Source organism: Mesorhizobium sp. M0854 (assembly GCF_040319815.1).
In the GTDB taxonomy this organism is placed as follows: Bacteria; Pseudomonadota; Alphaproteobacteria; order Rhizobiales; family Rhizobiaceae; genus Mesorhizobium.
Genome location: NZ_JAMYOL010000017.1, coordinates 1 through 16,712, shown reverse-complemented (window position 1 = coordinate 16,712; position 16,712 = coordinate 1). Strand labels below are relative to the sequence as shown.

The following is a 16,712-nucleotide window of genomic DNA, read 5'->3' as shown; positions in this document are numbered from 1 at the left end:
TCATCTAAACAATCAATTTTACGAATTTACGAACCATGCATTAGAGGAACGTAAATGACCGACGTCAAGCTCAAATCGACGGCGCCGCGACACGGGCGGGAACATCGAGAGAGCTCATTGGCGAGCCCCACCGGCTGGCTCACCGCCGCTAACGACAACGGTTGAGTGCAGCCAACAACGCCGCCGCTTTGGCCGGGTAATGCGGCCCGCAAGAAACTATTTTGAAGAGAGGTCCTGAATGCGCCCTCAGGTGCAGTGGAAATTGTGCTGGGAAAACGAGTTGCAGCTCTCGGAACACGTCGAGCTCGCCCAGTTCTTTCGTAATACCTACGGGCCGACTGGGGCGTCCAACGCAGAACCGTTCGAAGGTAGTCGAAGCTGGGCCGGAGCCAGGCCTGAACTCCGCGTAATCGCCTATGATTCGAGCGGTGTAGCGGCTCACATGGGCATACTGCGCCGTTTCATCAAGGTTGACGCGGTCGATCTGTTGGTGGCTGAGCTGGGCCTGTACGGGGTACGTCCGGATCTTGAGGGTCTCGGAATCGCCCATTCAATCCATGTCATGCTTCCAATACTGCAGGAGCTTGGCGTTCCATTCGCTTTCGGAACCGTCCGAGACGCGCTGCGGAATCATGTTGAGAGGTTCGGGCGGCGATACAGCCCTTTGGCCGTTTTGTCGGGAATTCGCGTGCGCTCCACCCGACCAGAGGCGCGCCTCGACCTGCCGCCCACACGCACCGATGACGCACTCACCATTGTTCTGCCAGTTGGACGGCCGATCAGCGAGTGGCCCACGGGCACGATGATCGATCGGAACGGACCAGAGCTATGAGCCGTCCCGATTGCTTGTACGAAGTGGGCCGTGAGTGCTCTGACGGCACCGGCCGTCGCAGCGTTTATCTGACGTTTGACGATGGTCCCAATCCACTTTTCACACCGGAGATTCTCGATGTGCTGGCAGAGCAGCGGGTGCCGGCGACTTTCTTCGTCATCGGCGCCTACGCCTTAGAGCACCCGGATCTAATCCAACGAATGTTTGCAGAAGGGCACGAGCTAGGCAACCACACGATGACTCATCCGGATCTGTACAAATGCGGCTTCGGCGAAGTGCAACGTGAGATCTTTGAAGCGAACGGCGCCATCATGAGGGCGTGCCCTCAGGCCTCGGTGCGCTATATTCGCGCGCCCTACGGCGCCTGGAGCGAAGAAGTCTTCACAGCGTCACAGATCGCCGGGCTGACGGCCCTCCATTGGTCCGTCGATCCTCGAGATTGGTCTCGCCCTGGGGTCGACGCGATTATCGATACCGTGCTCGCCTCTGTCCGGCCGGGCGCAATCGTACTCTTGCACGACGGATGCCCTCCCGGCGAGTTGAGCCAGGGCGCTCACGCCGGTCTGCGCGACCAGACGGTCACGGCGCTGTCCCGTCTGATTCCAGCACTTCATGAGCGCGGATTTGTAATCCGCTCACTTCCTCAACATCACTGAACAAACGAGATCCCATGACTCTTCTTGGTACAACCAGCACTGTGGCCATTTCGCTTTATGCACTGCTCTCGACTGCTTATAAGAGCATGCAGGGGATTTATGCTCTGCCGACAAACGACTCATCGGCGTTGAAGGATCTCGTCGGCTCCGATCAACTGCCCAGCGTGGATGTCATCGTCCCCTGCTTCAACGAGGATCCGCGCACGCTTTCAGAGTGCCTGGCTTCCATTGCAGACCAAGAATACGCCGGAAGACTTCGGGTCTATGTGGTTGATGACGGTTCTGGAAATCGCGAAGCCGTAGGAACTGTCCACGAAACCTGCGCGCGCGACCCTAGGTTCGACATCATTTTGCTTCCCGAGAATGTTGGAAAGCGCAAGGCGCAGATCGCCGCGATACGCCGCTCATCCGGGGATTTGGTGCTTAACGTTGATTCAGACACGATACTCGCGTCCGACGTCATCACCAAGCTTGTACCGAAGATGCGAGATCCAGCGGTCGGCGCAGTCATGGGTCAGTTGATTGCCAGTAACCGGAGCGAGAGCTGGCTGACAAGGCTGATAGACATGGAGTACTGGCTGGCTTGCAACGAGGAGCGCGCGGCACAGGCTCGCTTCGGTGCCGTTATGTGCTGTTGCGGCCCATGTGCCATGTACCGCCGGTCTGCGCTCCTTTTGTTACTGGACCAGTACGAGTCGCAATTTTTTCGGGGCAAGCCAAGCGACTTCGGGGAGGATCGCCATCTCACTATCCTCATGCTGAAAGCAGGCTTTCGAACCGAGTACGTTCCGGGCGCCATCGCGGCCACAGTCGTTCCGAACAGACTCGGACCGTATCTGCGCCAACAACTCCGTTGGGCACGAAGCACATTCCGGGACACGCTGCTTGGGCTGCGCTTGCTGCCCGGCCTCAATAGCTATCTCACGTTGGACGTGGTCGGACAGAATCTCGGGCCGCTACTCCTCGCCCTATCGGTACTAACGGGCCTCGCACATTTCGCACTGACAGGCACTGTGCCTTGGTGGACAGGACTGATGATTTTGTCCATGACCATGCTCCGATGCAGCGTGGTAGCATTTCGTGCTCGACAGTTTCGATTTCTGGGCTTTTCCCTGCACACGTTCATCAACATCTTTCTCTTACTTCCCTTGAAGGCCTACGCGCTGTGTACATTGAGCAATAGCGATTGGCTGTCGCGAAGCTCTGCTGTCGCTACATCGAACACTGGGGGAAAACAGGCCCCCACCCAAACTCCGATCACTGGATCAAGCAGGGCAGAATTCTCACCGCATGCGGCTCCGCTTCGCAGGCTCAATCTTGCGCGGATTCTTCGGGATTAGCGCTGTCGAGCAACATCTGCGGCGACGAGTGATCGCTAATTACCTAGGTGACGAGAGGTGGACGAGTTTGACCCAGAACATGAATCATCAGTTGCTCGATCGGGAATTGGCCGCAGACGATCCGTGGCGCCTCGACGGCAATCCGTTCGAGCGGGAGCGCCACACGCAAATGCTCCAGCTGGCGCTTGCCCAAGGCTCCATTACAAATGCCCTCGAAGTCGGGTGCGCTGCCGGCGCATTCACGGAAAAACTAGCTCCCTACTGCCAAGGGCTCACCGTCATCGATGTCGTGGCGCAAGCGATTGCTCGAGCACGTCAACGGATAAAGGAGCCGTCGCGCATCAACTGGATAGTCTCCGATGTTCAACAGTTTTCGACCGGCGAGTTGTTTGACCTGATCGTTGTGGCGGAGGTCCTATACTACCTCGAAGACATAGCCGAGATGCGCGCGGCCGTCAAAAACCTGGTGCGGGTGCTTGCGCCAGGCGGGCATCTGATCTTCGGATCGGCAAGGGATGCTAATTGCCGTCGCTGGGGTCACGCCGCTGGTGCTGAGCCGGTCATCGCCATGCTGAACGAAACGTTGATCGAGGTAGAGCGTCTTGAGTGTCGGGGCGAGTCGGTCAACGAAGACTGCTTGCTCGTCCGTTTCCGGAACCCGCTTTCCGCTTCCTGATGAATCGAATCTATCGCCGTTAACGTGGAGACACTATGCGCATCTGTGGTACCAAGCTGACCCATGATGGGGCGATCGCCCTTGTCGAGGATGGACGGCTCGTCTTCTGCGTTGAGCAGGAAAAGCGGCACAACAATCCTCGTTATCAAACCATCGATAATCTCGACGTAATTGTCGCCGCTTTGGCGGAACAGGGGCTAAATCCTTGTGATGTCGATCAGTTCGTTATCGACGGCTGGGATGGCGAAGACGAGTCACAGTTTCAGGTCCGGCAGGCAACCAAGCAACTGCCAGTCTTGGCGTCCCTCTCGGTAAAATGAACCCATGTCCATGGTAGCGATCGATCTTACTGACGTAAGCAAAACTTATGACAAGCTCGTTGTCGACAGACTGTCGTTCCGCGTTGCGGCGGGGGAATGCTTCGGGCTCTTGGGACCGAACGGCGCGGGCAAAAGCACGATTGCGCGTATGGTCCTCGGCATGACATCGCCTGATGCGGGGAAGATTACTGTGCTCGGCGCTCCAGTGCCGGCGCGCGCGCGTTTGGCACGTATGCGCATCGGCGTGGTCCCGCAGTTCGACAATCTTGATACCGCGTTCACTGTACGCGAGAACCTGTTGGTGTTCGGGCGCTACTTCCGGATGAGCAGACGCCAGATCGAAGCGGTCATACCGTCGCTGCTTGAGTTCGCCCGCCTCGAGAACAAAGCGGATGCGCGCGTCGCCGAACTGTCCGGCGGCATGAAGCGGCGCCTGACGCTCGCGCGTGCGCTGATCAATGACCCGCACTTGCTGGTGATGGACGAGCCGACCACCGGCCTCGATCCGCAGGCCCGCCACCTGATCTGGGAACGGCTGCGATCGCTGCTGGCGCGGGGCAAGACTATTCTTTTGACTACCCATTTCATGGAAGAGGCCGAGCGGCTGTGCGATCGGCTGTGCGTTATGGAGGAGGGGCGCAAGATCGCCGAAGGCCGCCCGTCCGCACTCATTGACGAGCAGATCGGCTGTGACGTGGTCGAGGTTTACGGCGGCAATCCGCATGAACTGGGTGCGCTGATCCGGCCGTACGCACAGCGCATCGAGGTGAGCGGTGAGACGCTTTTTTGCTATGCACCCGATCCGGAGCAGGTGCTGGTGCAGCTACGCGGGCGCGCGGGTCTGCGCCTTCTGCAGCGTCCCCCCAATCTCGAGGATGTGTTCTTGCGGCTAACCGGGCGCGAGATGGAGGACTGAACAATGGGCGAACGTTATGCGGCGGCCATGCCCGCCAATGCGTGGAATTGGGTCGCGGTTTGGCGCCGCAACTATCTTGGATGGAAGAAAATCGGGCTTGCATCGGTTCTCGGCAACCTCGCCGATCCGATGATCTATCTGTTCGGTCTCGGCTTTGGCATCGGAACAATGATAGGTCCTGTTGAGGGCACTTCGTACATTGCGTTTCTCGCGGCTGGCATGGTTGCCACAAGCGCGATGGCATCGGCGACTGCTGAAACGGTTTACGGGAGTTTCGGCCGCATGGACAACCAGCGCACCTGGGAAGGAATGCTATGCACTCAGCTGACGCTCGGCGATATCTTACTCGGCGAATTGGCGTGGGCAGCCACCAAGGCCCTGATGGCGGGCACAGCAATCACTATTGTTGCCACCACGCTCGGCTACACATCGTGGCCATCCATCCTCTGCTTGCTGCCAGTCATCGCTCTCAGTGGCCTCGCCTTCGCGAGTCTAGCGATGGTCGTCACGGCGCTTGCGCCCAGTTATGAATATTTCATATTTTATAATACGCTTGTTATAACACCCATGCTGTTCCTTTGCGGCGCGATGTTTCCGGTCAACCAATTGCCCGGCGCTTTTCAGGACGTCGCCTCCTTGTTGCCGCTCGCACATGCAATTGACCTCATTCGTCCGGCGATGCTTGGCCGTCCGGCCGGCAGCATGGGCCTGCATATCGGCGCGCTTTGCATATACACGGTTTTGCCGTTCTTCCTATCGGTTGCTCTATTTCGTCGTCGGCTGATGCGTTGACGCTACTCACCATTCGTAAAATTGATTCTTTGGGCGATACCCATCCACGCGTCGGATAGGTCAATACATGCGTTTTAAGGGACTCGATCTAAATCTCCTGGTTGTGCTGGACGCTTTGATCAGGGAGCGTAAAGTCACCGCCGCGGCCCGCAGTATTAACCTGAGTCAGCCGGCCATGAGCGCCGCCGTCGGTCGGTTACGCGCCTATTTCAGCGATGAGCTATTTACGATGAACGGCCGCGAACTCATTTTGACACCACGCGCGGAGGGGCTCGCCACAGCAGTCCGGGAGGCATTGCTGCACATCCAGCTGTCGATTATTTCCTGGGACGCCTTTAACCCGGCCCGATCGGATCGTCGCTTCCGCATCATCCTTTCCGATTACCTCACGCTCGTATTTTTTAAGAAGATCGTAAAGCGTGCTGCGCGGGAAGCTCCCGCCGTCCGCTTCGAATGTCTGCTTATTTCCGACGACCCCGAGGAGCTTCTCCGGCGCGGCGACGTTGATTTTCTGATTATGCCGGAAGTGTTCATGTCGAAACATCCTCGCGCAACCCTGTTCGAAGATATGCTCGTATGCGTAGGCTGCGGCACGAACAAGCAGCTGTCAGAGCCACTTACATTCGACCGATACTTGTCGATGGGGCAGGTTGTGCTTAAATTCGGGGACACCCGGCAGCCCTCCATCGAGGAATGGTATTTGCTCGAGAACGGTTTCGAGAGACGTATCGAGGTCGTCGTACAGGGCTTTAGCATGATCCCGCCCCTTCTAGCAGGCACCAACCGCATCGGGACAATGCCCTTACGGCTGGCGCAGCATTTCGCAAAATTAACACCCCTGCGGATTGTCGAACTTCCGCCGCCACTTCCTGCCGCATTCACGGAGGCCGTCCAATGGCCTGCGCTTCACAATAATGATCCGGCAAGCCTATGGATGCGGGAAATGATGTTGCAGGAGGCATCTCGTATGATTACCCCGCCTAAGAGCACCGGACGTCTCAGTTGTCGGTCGAATTGAGAAACTGACCCCCTCGGTTATGAGAGGAGGCATGGGTGGCGATTGGGATTGGGCGATTCCTGCATTGTCGAGAACGATGCAGGGAGAGCAGATCCTTCAGCATGAAGAGGTGGCAGCGATGCTGCGGCTGCATGAGCTTGGCTGGGGAATGAACCGACGGGCGAAAGAATTCGGGTGCGCGCGCAACACGGTGCCTCGGTATCTAAGCGAGGGCGGGACTGTTCCGTTTCGCAAGCCTGTGCGGCCGACCGCGTTTGACGGACTGGACCATTGGCTGCGGGAGCGCTTCTTCCCCCATGGCTCGGGCTGGATGACGATCTCGACCCGCTCCAGATGCGCCGGGAACGCCTTGCGCGGTCGCGCAGCACGTCGCGGCTCGCCTGTCGGTCTTGCGGCCTCGAGCTCGGACTCAATCGCGCCGAGCCCGGTCTGGATTTCGTCGAAGGCGAAGGCCTGCTGGTCACGTTCGAGCTTCTCGGAGCTGCGACCGAAGCGGCGCGCTCCAGCTGCTTGACGATCCCATGAAGGTCGGCGATCCGCTCCTGGGCAGGCTCGTTGAGTGTCGCCATCCGGACGATCTCGGCCTTGAGTGTTTCGCTCCGGAGTTGTTGCAGTTTGGCCTTCTCCGCCGCCATGGCGACGAACATCGCCTTGAGCGTATCGATTTCGTGGGGACGGGCCGAAGCGCTTCTCGTCATGACGCCGACAGAAGCTTATTGTGCACGGCCTGAAGCCCGCCTTTTGCGCCTGAGTCACTTCGCCACCGCCTTCCGGCCGGACGCCGTCGCCGTTCGGCTCGAACGCGTGTCCAGTCCATGCCTTCGACGAGCGCCATCAGTTTCGGCGCGGCAAGCCGATCACGCCGTTCTCCGCCAGCGGAACTTGTCCTCGTCCAGCGCTCAAGGTGCGGGTATGCCGGCGTCGAGCAAACAGAGAGACGTTTGGGGCCCAACCAGGACGGCCCCGTTACGAAGTGTTGTCCTGGTCCGGTTTGAGTGTCGAATCTTCAGATCGATTGCTTGGGCGACCAGCTTCCCGGCCGCCAGCGAGCCCGCAACTGCTCAGCAGAAGGGCGAAGTGAACGTGAGTGCATCCATTTCGTAAATGTGTGTCTATCCAAGCAATCGATTTCTCTAATTATCCGATGAGGAATATGAAACGCGTCAGGCAGGGTGCATCATTAGGAGTATTTTCGATGGCAAACATTATCGAGGGTGGCCCGGGTTCCGAAACACTCCTCGGCACCAAGCTTGAAGATTGGATGGAGGGTTTCGGGGGCAATGACTGGATTGACGGTCGTGGCGGCAACGACGAGATCTCGGCTGGCGCGGGCAGTGACCGAGCCCTCGGCGGCGAGGGTAACGACCGCATCTTCGGCGGAGATGGCTGGGACGATCTCTCCGGCGACAACGGCCGCTTCAACGCGCGCATCTCCGGTGAGGACAATGACAGGCTCAGCGGCGGTCCCGGCCAGGATGTCGTCTACGTGGGTGACGGCCAGGACACGTTGACCGGGGGCACCGACAGTGACACGTTCGTGTTCCAGTTCCACAATCCGGTGCCTGGGGTCGTCCCGAGTGTCGGGTCGAAGCCGGACATTTCCACTATCACCGATTTCAACCCGGCGGAGGACAAGTTCGCCTTCGATGCGGTGGGCCTCTACAACGACGGTTTTGGCGCGAACTTCGTCAACAACGCCAGCATACAGTCCGGCTACCCGGTGAGCAGCTTCTACAGTGGTGCGGCCTCGGGTGCGAACGGCGAACACGTCGTGGTGATCACTGGCGAATCTTTCAACTCTGCTTCTGAAGCCGCGAGTGCGATCTCCGGCGAGCACGCCGGCGACATCATTGTCTACCAAAGCAGCTACACCGACAGAGTCGCAACTCTGGCCTATGTCACCGCCGACAACAGCGCGCATGAGTTCGTCCACCTGGGCGGTGTGGTCACCGTGGCCGACCTAGGCCTGACCGCGTCGGACTTCACCTTCGTTTGATCCAGAAAACCCATACGGAACAGCGCCCCGCCCCCCTGGGCGGGCGCTTTCCGTTTCCGCTACTTGCGATGGGCCGGGGCGCCCGGGAGCAGTCGCAGCGTGTACAGCTTGACGAAGCCCTGCACGTCGCGCTGGTCGTACACCGAAATCTCCCTGAAGGCGTGGAGGCGGAAGCCTGTTCGGGCCCTTGCGGCCGGCCACGATGACGTTGCCCTTCCAAACCTTCAGCCGGACGGTGTTGTTGTTGACCCGCTCCATTAGATGCCAAACCAAACATATTCGGCGGGAGCACTGATCCTGAATCAGCGAGCGGATGCAGTCGGTCGCCGCTCGGGGAGCAATATAGGGAGCTGGGTCGCCAGATCCTCACGGAGACCTACGTGAGTAACCATTCCTTGAAGGATTCAGCTTTGAGACCTTTCCCTCTGACTTCCGCTATTTGGGGAATTCTGTTGATCAGCGGCGTGGTCAACGTGCTTGCGCTGATCTCGCCGCTGTTCATGCTTCAGGTCTACGACCGCGTTCTGGCAAGTGGCAGCGTATCGACGCTAGTGGGGCTCGTCGTGCTTGCTGCAGGGCTTTATGCGTTCCAATGCCTGCTCGACGTTTTGCGCGCCCGCGTGCTGCTGCGGATTGGCGAGCGTTTCGATGAACAGTTTTCCGGACGCGTTCACGATGCGATCGTTCGCCTTCCGCTTTTAACGCGCATGCCGGGCGACGGCTTGCAGCCGCTTCGCGACCTCGACAATATTCGCGGATTCTTAGGTGGAAACGGTCCGACAGCGTTCTTCGATCTGCCATGGATGCTGCTTTATCTTGCCATTTGCTTCCTCCTTCATTTCTGGATCGGCATGACGGCACTTATCGGGGCGATCGGTCTCACATCTCTGACACTTCTTACCAACACTCTCTCGCAACGGCCGATACGCGAGACCATTGCCCACGACATGGTGCGCAATGGCCTACTGCAAGCAGCGCGTTGCAATGCCGAGGTCGTGCAAGCTCTCGGTCTCGGAAAGCGGATCGCTGCCCGATGGCACAAGGCCAATGCCGAGTATCTGGCCGCCAACCGGAAAGCTGGGGACGTGGCAGGTGGGCTGGGTGGCATTGCAAAGTCGTTGCGCGTGCTGCTGCAATCGGCAATTCTTGCCGTCGGCGCGTACCTTGTCATCAGGCAGGAGGCTACGGCCGGGGTCATGATTGCCAGTTCGATCATGATGGGGCGTGCGCTGGCTCCGGTCGATCTGGCCATTTCAAGCTGGAAATCCTTCCTCATGGCGCGCCAGGGTTGGGCGCGGCTGGAGGACCTCCTGGGAAAGGTTCCTGAAACCGCTCCTGTTATGCCAATGCCTGCACCTGAACGCGAACTCCGCCTCGAAGGCGTGACAATCGTTCCGCCCGGCGAAAGGAAGCCGACCGTGACCGGCCTTGCGTTTGCCGTTCAGGCGGGAAGCGCACTCGGGATCATCGGTGCATCGGGTTCGGGCAAGTCGACACTCTCGCGCGCCATCGTCGGCGCATGGGCGCCGGTCGCCGGAAAGGTTCGCATCGACAGCGCAAGCCTCGATCAATGGGACCGGGAAGCGCTAGGCCGTCATATCGGCTATTTGCCGCAAGGTGTTGAACTATTCGACGGCACCATTGCCGAAAACATCGCTCGTTTTGAAGATAATCCTGACCCTGAGGCTATTGTCACCGCGGCGAAAGCAGCGGGCACGCACGAACTGATCCTCCGATTTGAGCACGGCTACGAAACTCCGATTGGTGAGGCCGGATCGGCACTTTCCGCCGGGCAGCGCCAGCGTATCGGTCTTGCCCGTGCTCTTTATCGAGACCCTTTCCTTGTTGTGCTGGATGAACCCAATGCCAATCTCGATGCGGAAGGCGAGGCTGCGGTCGTCAAGGCGATCGCCTCCGTGCGCGGGCGCAAGGGCATTGCGGTTGTCGTCGCCCATCGGCCGAGCGCCATCCGCGCCGTGGATTTTGTGTTGGTCATGGAAGGTGGACGGCAGCGAGCATTCGGTGCGCGTGATGAAGCGCTTTCCAAAGTCTTGAAGAGGGCAGCGATGGCACCAGGCGCTGGCGTCAAGGCCATCGAGTCTACACAGGATAACGTGGGAGAGCGCGCTGACATGGAGGATCCCGGTGGCCGGCATTCATCAGAATAATGACGTTTCCAGCTCCATTCGCCGGCACCTGGTGGCGGGCCTTCTGGCGAGCGTGATCTTTGTTGGAGGAGCCGGAGCTTGGGCGGCCTTCACGAATCTCTCCGGTGCGGTTGTCGCGTCCGGACACTTTGTCGTCGATTCCTATGTGAAGAAGGTGCAGCACCCGACCGGCGGGGTGGTGGGAGAAATCCTGGTGAGCGAAGGTGATAAAGTAAAAGCCGGCGACATCCTCATGCGGCTCGACGCCACCCAGACGCGCGCCACTCTCGCTGTAGTCACCAAGCGGCTCGATGAGCTGGCCGCCAACCTGGCACGACTCGAAGCTGAGCGTGACGATCTGGCGGAGATCGCCTTCCCGGACTGGCTGCTCGCCCGCAGAGATGTTCCGGACGTAGCTTCGGCAGTACATGGCGAGACGCGGCTGTTCGAATTCCGCAGACAATCCCGCGACGGAAGGCAGGCGCAGCTAGCGGAACGCATCACTCAATATGAGCACGAGATCGAGGGGCTCAAGGCGCAGGAAATCGCTTCTGAGAAAAGCACCGAGATTCTCCAAAAGGAAATTGCTGCCCTGAGTGGGCTGCGCGACCAAGGCATTGTCTCGGACCAACGCTTGAACAGCCTGAAGACGCAGGTTGCCACTTTCGGCGGCGAACGCGGTGAGAAGATTGCACATCAGGCACAGACGGCAGCCCGCATAGCCGAAACGCGCCTCCAGATCCTGCAGATCGATCCGGATTTCAAGACGGAAGTCGGCCAGGAGCTCAGAGAGGTTCAGGCGCAGGTTGGGGAGTATGTTGAGCGCAAGGTGGCGGCTGAACAGGAACTGCGACGGATCGATATTGTCGCGCCGCAGTCAGGCGCCATTCAACAACTCGCAGTTCATACGGTCGGAGGAGTGATCACGCCCGCCGATCCGATTATGCTAATCGTGCCGGAAGGCGACGATCTTGCGCTTGAAGCACGAATCACCCCGAAGGACATCGACCAAATCCAGCTTGGTCACAAGGCCGTGCTGCGGATGTCAGCCTTCAATCTGAGGACCACGCCGGTATTGAACGGATATGTCAGCCGGATCGCAGCCGATCTGGCGACGGACGAAAAAAACGGCGTTTCGTATTACCTGGTGCGTCTGTCGGTTCCGCATGCGGAACTGACGAAGCTCAAGGACCTGACGCTCGTGCCCGGCATGCCGGCCGAAGCGATGATCCAGACGGGCGAGCGTACGGCGCTTTCTTATTTTGTGAAGCCGCTGTCGGACCAAATCAGTCGCGCATTCCATGAGGAATGAAAGTAACCACAGAAACATTTTGTTGGTATTCTTGTTGGTTGTTACGCATGCATGAGAGTCATAACCGTCTGAAAACACAGCCATACTTTCCTCAGTTGGATTCCGCCTCTGACTCAGATTCGTGGTTCCACGGTCATTTTGCCCTTCCAAGTCGCCGACCATTCAGTTCTTGGCCTCGAGCGCATTAAGATACCCATCATCGTACACAAAGGCTGGAAAAGAGTCCGGTGTCTTGAGCGATCCTGAGGTCTGGAGACCTAGGGTGAGCCTGCAAGCACAGGGCTAGGACATGATTGAGCGTCTGCAATATTCGGACGGGTACATAGGAAGACAGGCAGGCGTCAAAAACGCGCTTTCAACGCGCTAAACCGATGCTACGCACCCCGAGCGTCTTGCCGCCCTCGCTCCCGCCGGTAGGAATCAATCGCGAGCAGGCTGCGACGTTCATCGGCGTAAGCTCAACGACCTTTGATGAAATGGTCCAGGACGGCCGGATGCCCCAGCCACGAATGCCGAGCAAGGGGCGCATTGTTTGGGACGTCGAGGAACTTGTATTGGCCTTTCGAAAGCTCCCTCACCGCCAAATCGGAGGAGCACCAAAGCTTGACGAAGATTCGCCGCCACTAGACAATCCTTGGGATCGAAAACCACGAACATGACGGATGAGCCCGTGAAAATCGATCTTAAGGGCGTAGTGAAGGACACTGATCGCCACGGCAATGATCGGTACTATTTTCGCGCACCGGGTCGGAAGAAGGTCCGGCTCCGTGAACCGACCGGCAGCGACGAGTTCCTCGAGGAACTGCGGTGCGCGCGCGCCGAGGTCACTTATGTTCGGCCCGGCACTCTTCCCGAGATTTGCCGGCGCCTCTCCAAGCCTTCCGAGCCAGCGAAGAAAGGCACGTTGCTGTGGCTTTGCCAGGAGTATTACCGTCGGGGCGGCACGGAAATCACCCAAGACACTATGGCGCGCCGACGAGCAATTCTGGAGCGCGTATGCGAATTACCTCATCCCCTCGAAGGTGACCCGGATCCTCAGTATCCCACCAAGGGATCTCTGCCATTCGCCGGTATGAAACGGTCTCATGTTAAGGAGATCAGGGACACCAGGCTCGACGCCCTTGGCGCGGCAAACAATATCGTAAAAGCCATCAGCGCGATGTTTGAGTGGGCAAAGGACACAGAGATTCCGGGCGTCGACTCCAATCCCGCCCGCGGCATCAGACGGCTAAAGAGCGGCGACGGCTGGCACCCATGGGACGTGTCGGAGATCGTTCAATATGAGAAGCGGCATCCGCTGGGTACCGCAGCCAGACGTGCGCTCTCGATCTTCATGTTTACTGGCCTGCGGTTGTCCGACGTCGCGATCTTCGGTCGACAGCACATCACGCTCGTCTACAACGAGGAGACCGAGCAGTGGGAGAAGTGGATCAGAATTAAGCCTGGGAAGACCAGTCGTAACAAGGATGCGGTGTTGGTGGAGCTCCCGCTTCTGCCCGAACTAGAGGCGGAACTTGAGCACACGCCCTCCGACCAGATGACCTTCCTGGTCAATGAGTATGGTCGCCCGTTCTCGGAGAACGGTCTGGGCAACAAGATGCGCCAGTGGTGTGATCAAGCTGAGCTGCCGCACTGCAGTGCTCATGGAATTCGCAAGGCCGGCGCGACGATCGCCGCTGAGAACGGCGCGACGCACGAGCAGCTGAAGGCGATATATGGGTGGACTACGTACCAGCAGCCCGACCACTACATCAAGAAAGCGCGTCGCCGGAAGGTAGCGAGAGCGGCGAAATACCTGCTGGTTATCGATCGAAAAGAGAACAAAATTGTCCCACTTTCTGAGGGGGTTGAAAGAGGTGGGACAAAAATGGCCAAAAAATCCAATTAAATCAACGGCCACAAAAGCCAATGGTGGGCCCGGAGGGACTCGAACCCCCAACCAAGCGGTTATGAGCCGCCGGCTCTAACCATTGAGCTACAGGCCCCACGGCGCTGGATTAGTGTTTTTCCCTGAACCGCACAAGGCTTTCCGAGGGCTTTCCGAGCAGGCGTTCCAAGGGGGCTGGCAGGGATCGCCCAAATCAGCCCATATTGATAACCTATTGCACGTCGCCCATTGGACGCCGGCCAACACTCGGCTGTCTTGGGATCCCAGATCGAGGAGATTTCATGACCAGACGTATTTTGCCCCTGGCGATTGCCGCCGCAATCGCATTTCCGGCGATCGCGGCCGCCGCCGATTCGCCACCGCCGCCGCGTATCGTTGTCACCGGTGAAGGCGAGGCGGCGATAGCACCCGATCTGGCTCTGCTGACGCTCAGCGTCATGCGCGAAGCCAAGACGGCTCGTGCAGCGCTCGATGCCAATAACGACGCCATGGCCGCGGTGATCGCTGCCATGAAATCGTCCGGCATCAAGGAGCGCGACCTGCAGACAGCGGGCATCCAGATCAATCCGCGCTATAACTACACCAACAAGCCCGACGGCAGCCAGGAGGCCGAGCTTGTCGCCTACCAAGTGACCAACACGCTTTCGGTGCGCGTCCGCGACATCGACAAGACCGGCGACATTCTCGACAAGGCGGTGTTGCTCGGCGTCAACCAGGGCGGCGGCATCTCCTTCTCCAACGACGATCCGGCGGCAGCCGTCACCGAGGCACGCAAGAAGGCCGTCGCCAATGCCATGGCCAAGGCCAAGACGCTGGCCGAAGCGGCCGGCGTCGGCATCGGCCGGGTCTTGGAAATCACCGACCAGAATTTCGCACCACCGCCGATGCCGATCAACGCCAAGGCATTCGATGCCGCCGGCGCGTCGGTCCCAGTGCAAGCCGGCGAGAATTCCTATACCGCACAGGTGACGGTGACTTTCGAATTGAAATGACCATCGCTTGCAGCATGAAAAAACCCCGGAGGATCGATCCTCCGGGGTTTTTTTGAGCCGCGCTTTCCGTCCTGGCGGAAAGGGCTCCGCTACTCTACCGGCTGCAAGTCAGCCGGCCGCAAGCCCGAAGACCTTAGCGATAGATGATCGGACAGCCGCGCTCGTTGGCGAATACGATTACGACGCGGTCGCCATACTGGCGGCCGGCGACCTTGACCGTGCGGCGGTTGATGTCGATGATGCGGGCGCGGTGCAGGCCCATGCGTTCGGCCTTGTCAATGGCACGCTCCGGCGAACAGGACCGGCGCCAGCCGCCATGACGGCGGTGTTCGCGATAGTAACCATCATCTTCGTCGCCGGTATAGACGCCGACGCGCGGATCCTGGTTGTTGCCGAAGCCGAGATAGATGCTGTCAGCATGAGCGGGGATGGCAGCAAGCGTGCCAAGGCCGACAAGTGCCGAAAGAGCAATCGTCTTGATGGTATTGAACATTGTCTTCTCTCCTTGTTTGAGGGTTTCCACCCGTTTTCGTCAAACCTATGCGAGGAGAATGCACCCGCCTGTCTGAATTTTTTGCGAACCGGCCATTCATCCCCCGTTCATGCGGCAAGAATGGGCCAGCCGTTAGTCTGTCCGTTTCTGGAACCGTTCTATGCAGGGCAGATGGGGAACGTACCCTTTTGCCATGGTTCCCGGTCTTCGTTACCGCAGGAAATCCTAAGGCTCGTCCGCGAGCATATGGTCGAAATAGTCGTCCGGCTCGGCAAGGTCGGTCTCGCTGGCGCTGACCCGGCCGCGCATCGAGATGCCGGCCTCGTGCACGGTCTCGTCGCTTCCCGACACCAGCCTGTGCCACCAATAGAGATCGCGGCCCTCGGCCACCAGCCGGTAAGCGCAGGTCTTGGGCAGCCAGCTGATGGTGCGCACGTTCTGCGGCGTCAGCCCGACGCAATCCGGAACACGCGCCAGCCGGTTGGCATAGTCGGAGCAGCGGCAGCTTCCAGCGTCGAACAGCCGGCAGCCGACGCTGGTCCAGTAGATCTCTCCGGTGTCCTCGTCTTCGAGTTTGGACAGGCAGCACTTGCCACAACCGTCGCAGAGTGATTCCCACTCGGCCGGGGTCATCGCCTCGAGCGTCTTGGTCTTCCAGAACGGCTTTTCCATCGTCGGCATGTGGCCCCCGGACGCTTCAAGGTCAAGCACGGCAACCGTGCACCCTCGTCCGAACGATACGCCGGGACCATACGCCGGAACATACGCCAGGACCATACGAATGACATGAAGTCGCCTTCAAAACGCCGGTCAATCGCCCTGTGCCACAGCTAGAACCTACAAACAGGAACCAAACATGGTTGCTGAAAGTTTGGGCATGGATGGGACGCCACAAGGAGTGTTTATGATGAAACGCCAACCACGGATTCTGGCAGGCACGGCGCTTGGCCTGTTGATGGCGTCCGCGCCGCTAGGCGCGTTCCCGCTGCAAGGCGACGCCGCATTCGGCCCCGTGCAACGTACCGCAGCGCCGCTCATCCCAGTGCAATCGAGTTGCGCCGAGGGCGAGTCGGCGGAGGCCTGCGCGCAAAGCCAGCAGGCAGAGCAGCCCAGAAAGAAGAAGCGCGACCAGCAGCAGCAAACGGAATCCGCTCCGGCCGAGCAGGCGGCTCCAGCCGAGTCCGAGCAACCCCGCAAGAAGCGGCGCAATCAGCAGCAGCAAACAGAATCCGCTCCGGCCGAGCAGATCGCTCCAGCCGAGTCCGAGCAACCCCGCAAGAAGCGGCGCAATCAGCAGCAGCAAACAGAATCCGCTCCGGCCGAGCAGATCGCTC

14 protein-coding genes, 1 tRNA gene and 4 pseudogenes are annotated in these 16,712 nt (G+C 59.3%); 15 read left to right on the top strand and 4 right to left on the bottom strand.

What is annotated here, in order from left to right; genetic code table 11:
- Window positions 1–238: 238 nt before the first annotated feature.
- From NKH99_RS22590 to NKH99_RS22550, 9 genes and pseudogenes are all read left to right on the top strand, one after another.
- Window positions 239–832 (top strand): NodA family N-acyltransferase, encoded by a 594-nt coding sequence (locus tag NKH99_RS22590; RefSeq protein ID WP_352646417.1) that lies wholly within the window; start codon window positions 239–241, stop codon window positions 830–832.
- Window positions 829–1,488, top strand: coding sequence for a chitooligosaccharide deacetylase NodB (nodB, locus tag NKH99_RS22585; protein WP_352646418.1), 660 nt, complete (start codon window positions 829–831; stop codon window positions 1,486–1,488). The genes NKH99_RS22590 and nodB overlap by 4 nt, the downstream gene beginning before the upstream one ends.
- Window positions 1,489–1,502: 14 nt before the next feature.
- Entirely contained in the window at window positions 1,503–2,828 is a 1,326-nt protein-coding gene (nodC, locus tag NKH99_RS22580; protein ID WP_353015608.1) for a chitooligosaccharide synthase NodC, read from the top strand.
- A 79-nt stretch (window positions 2,829–2,907) separates the two neighbouring features.
- Entirely contained in the window at window positions 2,908–3,504 is a 597-nt protein-coding gene (nodS, locus tag NKH99_RS22575) for a nodulation methyltransferase NodS (RefSeq protein WP_352842597.1), read from the top strand.
- Between the two features lie 35 nt (window positions 3,505–3,539).
- Window positions 3,540–3,773 (top strand): annotated as a pseudogene (locus NKH99_RS22570) (carbamoyltransferase N-terminal domain-containing protein); the annotation flags it as partial.
- Between the two features lie 55 nt (window positions 3,774–3,828).
- Window positions 3,829–4,740 carry a nodulation factor ABC transporter ATP-binding protein NodI gene (gene nodI / locus NKH99_RS22565; RefSeq protein WP_023719311.1) on the top strand — a complete coding sequence of 304 codons (912 nt, stop codon included), beginning with the start codon at window positions 3,829–3,831 and terminating at the stop codon, window positions 4,738–4,740.
- Window positions 4,741–4,743: 3 nt separating this feature from the next.
- On the top strand, window positions 4,744–5,532 hold the full coding sequence (locus NKH99_RS22560; protein ID WP_352450738.1) for an ABC transporter permease: 789 nt from the start codon (window positions 4,744–4,746) through the stop codon (window positions 5,530–5,532).
- Between the two features lie 67 nt (window positions 5,533–5,599).
- Entirely contained in the window at window positions 5,600–6,550 is a 951-nt protein-coding gene (locus tag NKH99_RS22555; protein ID WP_353015604.1) for a LysR family transcriptional regulator, read from the top strand.
- A gap of 31 nt (window positions 6,551–6,581) precedes the next feature.
- Window positions 6,582–6,848 (top strand): annotated as a pseudogene (locus NKH99_RS22550) (hypothetical protein); the annotation flags it as partial.
- Window positions 6,849–6,925: 77 nt separating this feature from the next.
- On the opposite strand, the pseudogene NKH99_RS22545 reads toward NKH99_RS22550, so the two are convergent.
- Window positions 6,926–7,306: pseudogene (locus tag NKH99_RS22545) on the bottom strand (transposase domain-containing protein); the annotation flags it as partial.
- Window positions 7,307–7,745: 439 nt separating this feature from the next.
- Here NKH99_RS22545 and NKH99_RS22540 point away from each other — a divergent pair.
- From NKH99_RS22540 to NKH99_RS22525, 4 genes are all read left to right on the top strand, one after another.
- A complete protein-coding gene (locus NKH99_RS22540) occupies window positions 7,746–8,546 on the top strand; it encodes a calcium-binding protein (RefSeq protein ID WP_023678272.1) in 801 nt (266 codons plus the stop codon).
- Between the two features lie 395 nt (window positions 8,547–8,941).
- Window positions 8,942–10,714, top strand: a complete 1,773-nt coding sequence (locus NKH99_RS22535) for a type I secretion system permease/ATPase (protein WP_353015718.1) — start codon at window positions 8,942–8,944, stop codon at window positions 10,712–10,714.
- A complete protein-coding gene (locus tag NKH99_RS22530; RefSeq protein WP_352566043.1) occupies window positions 10,692–12,005 on the top strand; it encodes an HlyD family type I secretion periplasmic adaptor subunit in 1,314 nt (437 codons plus the stop codon). Before NKH99_RS22535 ends, NKH99_RS22530 begins: the two co-directional genes overlap by 23 nt.
- Window positions 12,006–12,675: 670 nt before the next feature.
- On the top strand, window positions 12,676–13,893 hold the full coding sequence (locus NKH99_RS22525) for a tyrosine-type recombinase/integrase (RefSeq protein WP_353015602.1): 1,218 nt from the start codon (window positions 12,676–12,678) through the stop codon (window positions 13,891–13,893).
- Window positions 13,894–13,914: 21 nt separating this feature from the next.
- On the opposite strand, the gene NKH99_RS22520 is transcribed toward NKH99_RS22525, so the two are convergent.
- A tRNA-Ile gene (locus tag NKH99_RS22520) sits at window positions 13,915–13,990 on the bottom strand.
- 184 nt (window positions 13,991–14,174) lie between these two features.
- On the opposite strand from NKH99_RS22520, the gene NKH99_RS22515 reads away from it, so the two are divergent.
- The gene (locus NKH99_RS22515) at window positions 14,175–14,885 is read left to right on the top strand and encodes an SIMPL domain-containing protein (RefSeq protein ID WP_353015600.1); all 711 of its coding nucleotides are present in this window, start codon (window positions 14,175–14,177) and stop codon (window positions 14,883–14,885) included.
- 133 nt (window positions 14,886–15,018) lie between these two features.
- Here the strand turns inward: NKH99_RS22515 and NKH99_RS22510 are convergent, their stop codons facing one another.
- Both NKH99_RS22510 and NKH99_RS22505 read right to left on the bottom strand, forming a co-directional pair.
- Window positions 15,019–15,378, bottom strand: coding sequence for a hypothetical protein (locus tag NKH99_RS22510; RefSeq protein WP_352472399.1), 360 nt, complete (start codon window positions 15,376–15,378; stop codon window positions 15,019–15,021).
- 225 nt (window positions 15,379–15,603) lie between these two features.
- On the bottom strand, window positions 15,604–16,050 hold the full coding sequence (locus NKH99_RS22505) for a YcgN family cysteine cluster protein (RefSeq protein ID WP_023678278.1): 447 nt from the start codon (window positions 16,048–16,050) through the stop codon (window positions 15,604–15,606).
- A 235-nt stretch (window positions 16,051–16,285) separates the two neighbouring features.
- Here NKH99_RS22505 and NKH99_RS22500 point away from each other — a divergent pair.
- Window positions 16,286–16,712: pseudogene (locus tag NKH99_RS22500) on the top strand (OmpA family protein); the annotation flags it as partial.

Excerpts from the sequence above, each read along its gene's own strand:
- NKH99_RS22590 (WP_352646417.1), top strand. The coding sequence starts at position 239 with ATGCGCCCTCAGGTGCAGTGGAAATTGTGCTGGGAAAACGAGTTGCAG.
- nodB (WP_352646418.1), top strand. The coding sequence starts at position 829 with ATGAGCCGTCCCGATTGCTTGTACGAAGTGGGCCGTGAGTGCTCTGAC.
- nodC (WP_353015608.1), top strand. The coding sequence starts at position 1,503 with ATGACTCTTCTTGGTACAACCAGCACTGTGGCCATTTCGCTTTATGCA.
- nodS (WP_352842597.1), top strand. The coding sequence starts at position 2,908 with ATGAATCATCAGTTGCTCGATCGGGAATTGGCCGCAGACGATCCGTGG.
- nodI (WP_023719311.1), top strand. The coding sequence starts at position 3,829 with ATGTCCATGGTAGCGATCGATCTTACTGACGTAAGCAAAACTTATGAC.
- NKH99_RS22560 (WP_352450738.1), top strand. The coding sequence starts at position 4,744 with ATGGGCGAACGTTATGCGGCGGCCATGCCCGCCAATGCGTGGAATTGG.
- NKH99_RS22555 (WP_353015604.1), top strand. The coding sequence starts at position 5,600 with ATGCGTTTTAAGGGACTCGATCTAAATCTCCTGGTTGTGCTGGACGCT.
- NKH99_RS22540 (WP_023678272.1), top strand. The coding sequence starts at position 7,746 with ATGGCAAACATTATCGAGGGTGGCCCGGGTTCCGAAACACTCCTCGGC.
- NKH99_RS22515 (WP_353015600.1), top strand. The coding sequence starts at position 14,175 with ATGACCAGACGTATTTTGCCCCTGGCGATTGCCGCCGCAATCGCATTT.
- NKH99_RS22510 (WP_352472399.1), bottom strand. The coding sequence starts at position 15,378 with ATGTTCAATACCATCAAGACGATTGCTCTTTCGGCACTTGTCGGCCTT.
- NKH99_RS22505 (WP_023678278.1), bottom strand. The coding sequence starts at position 16,050 with ATGGAAAAGCCGTTCTGGAAGACCAAGACGCTCGAGGCGATGACCCCG.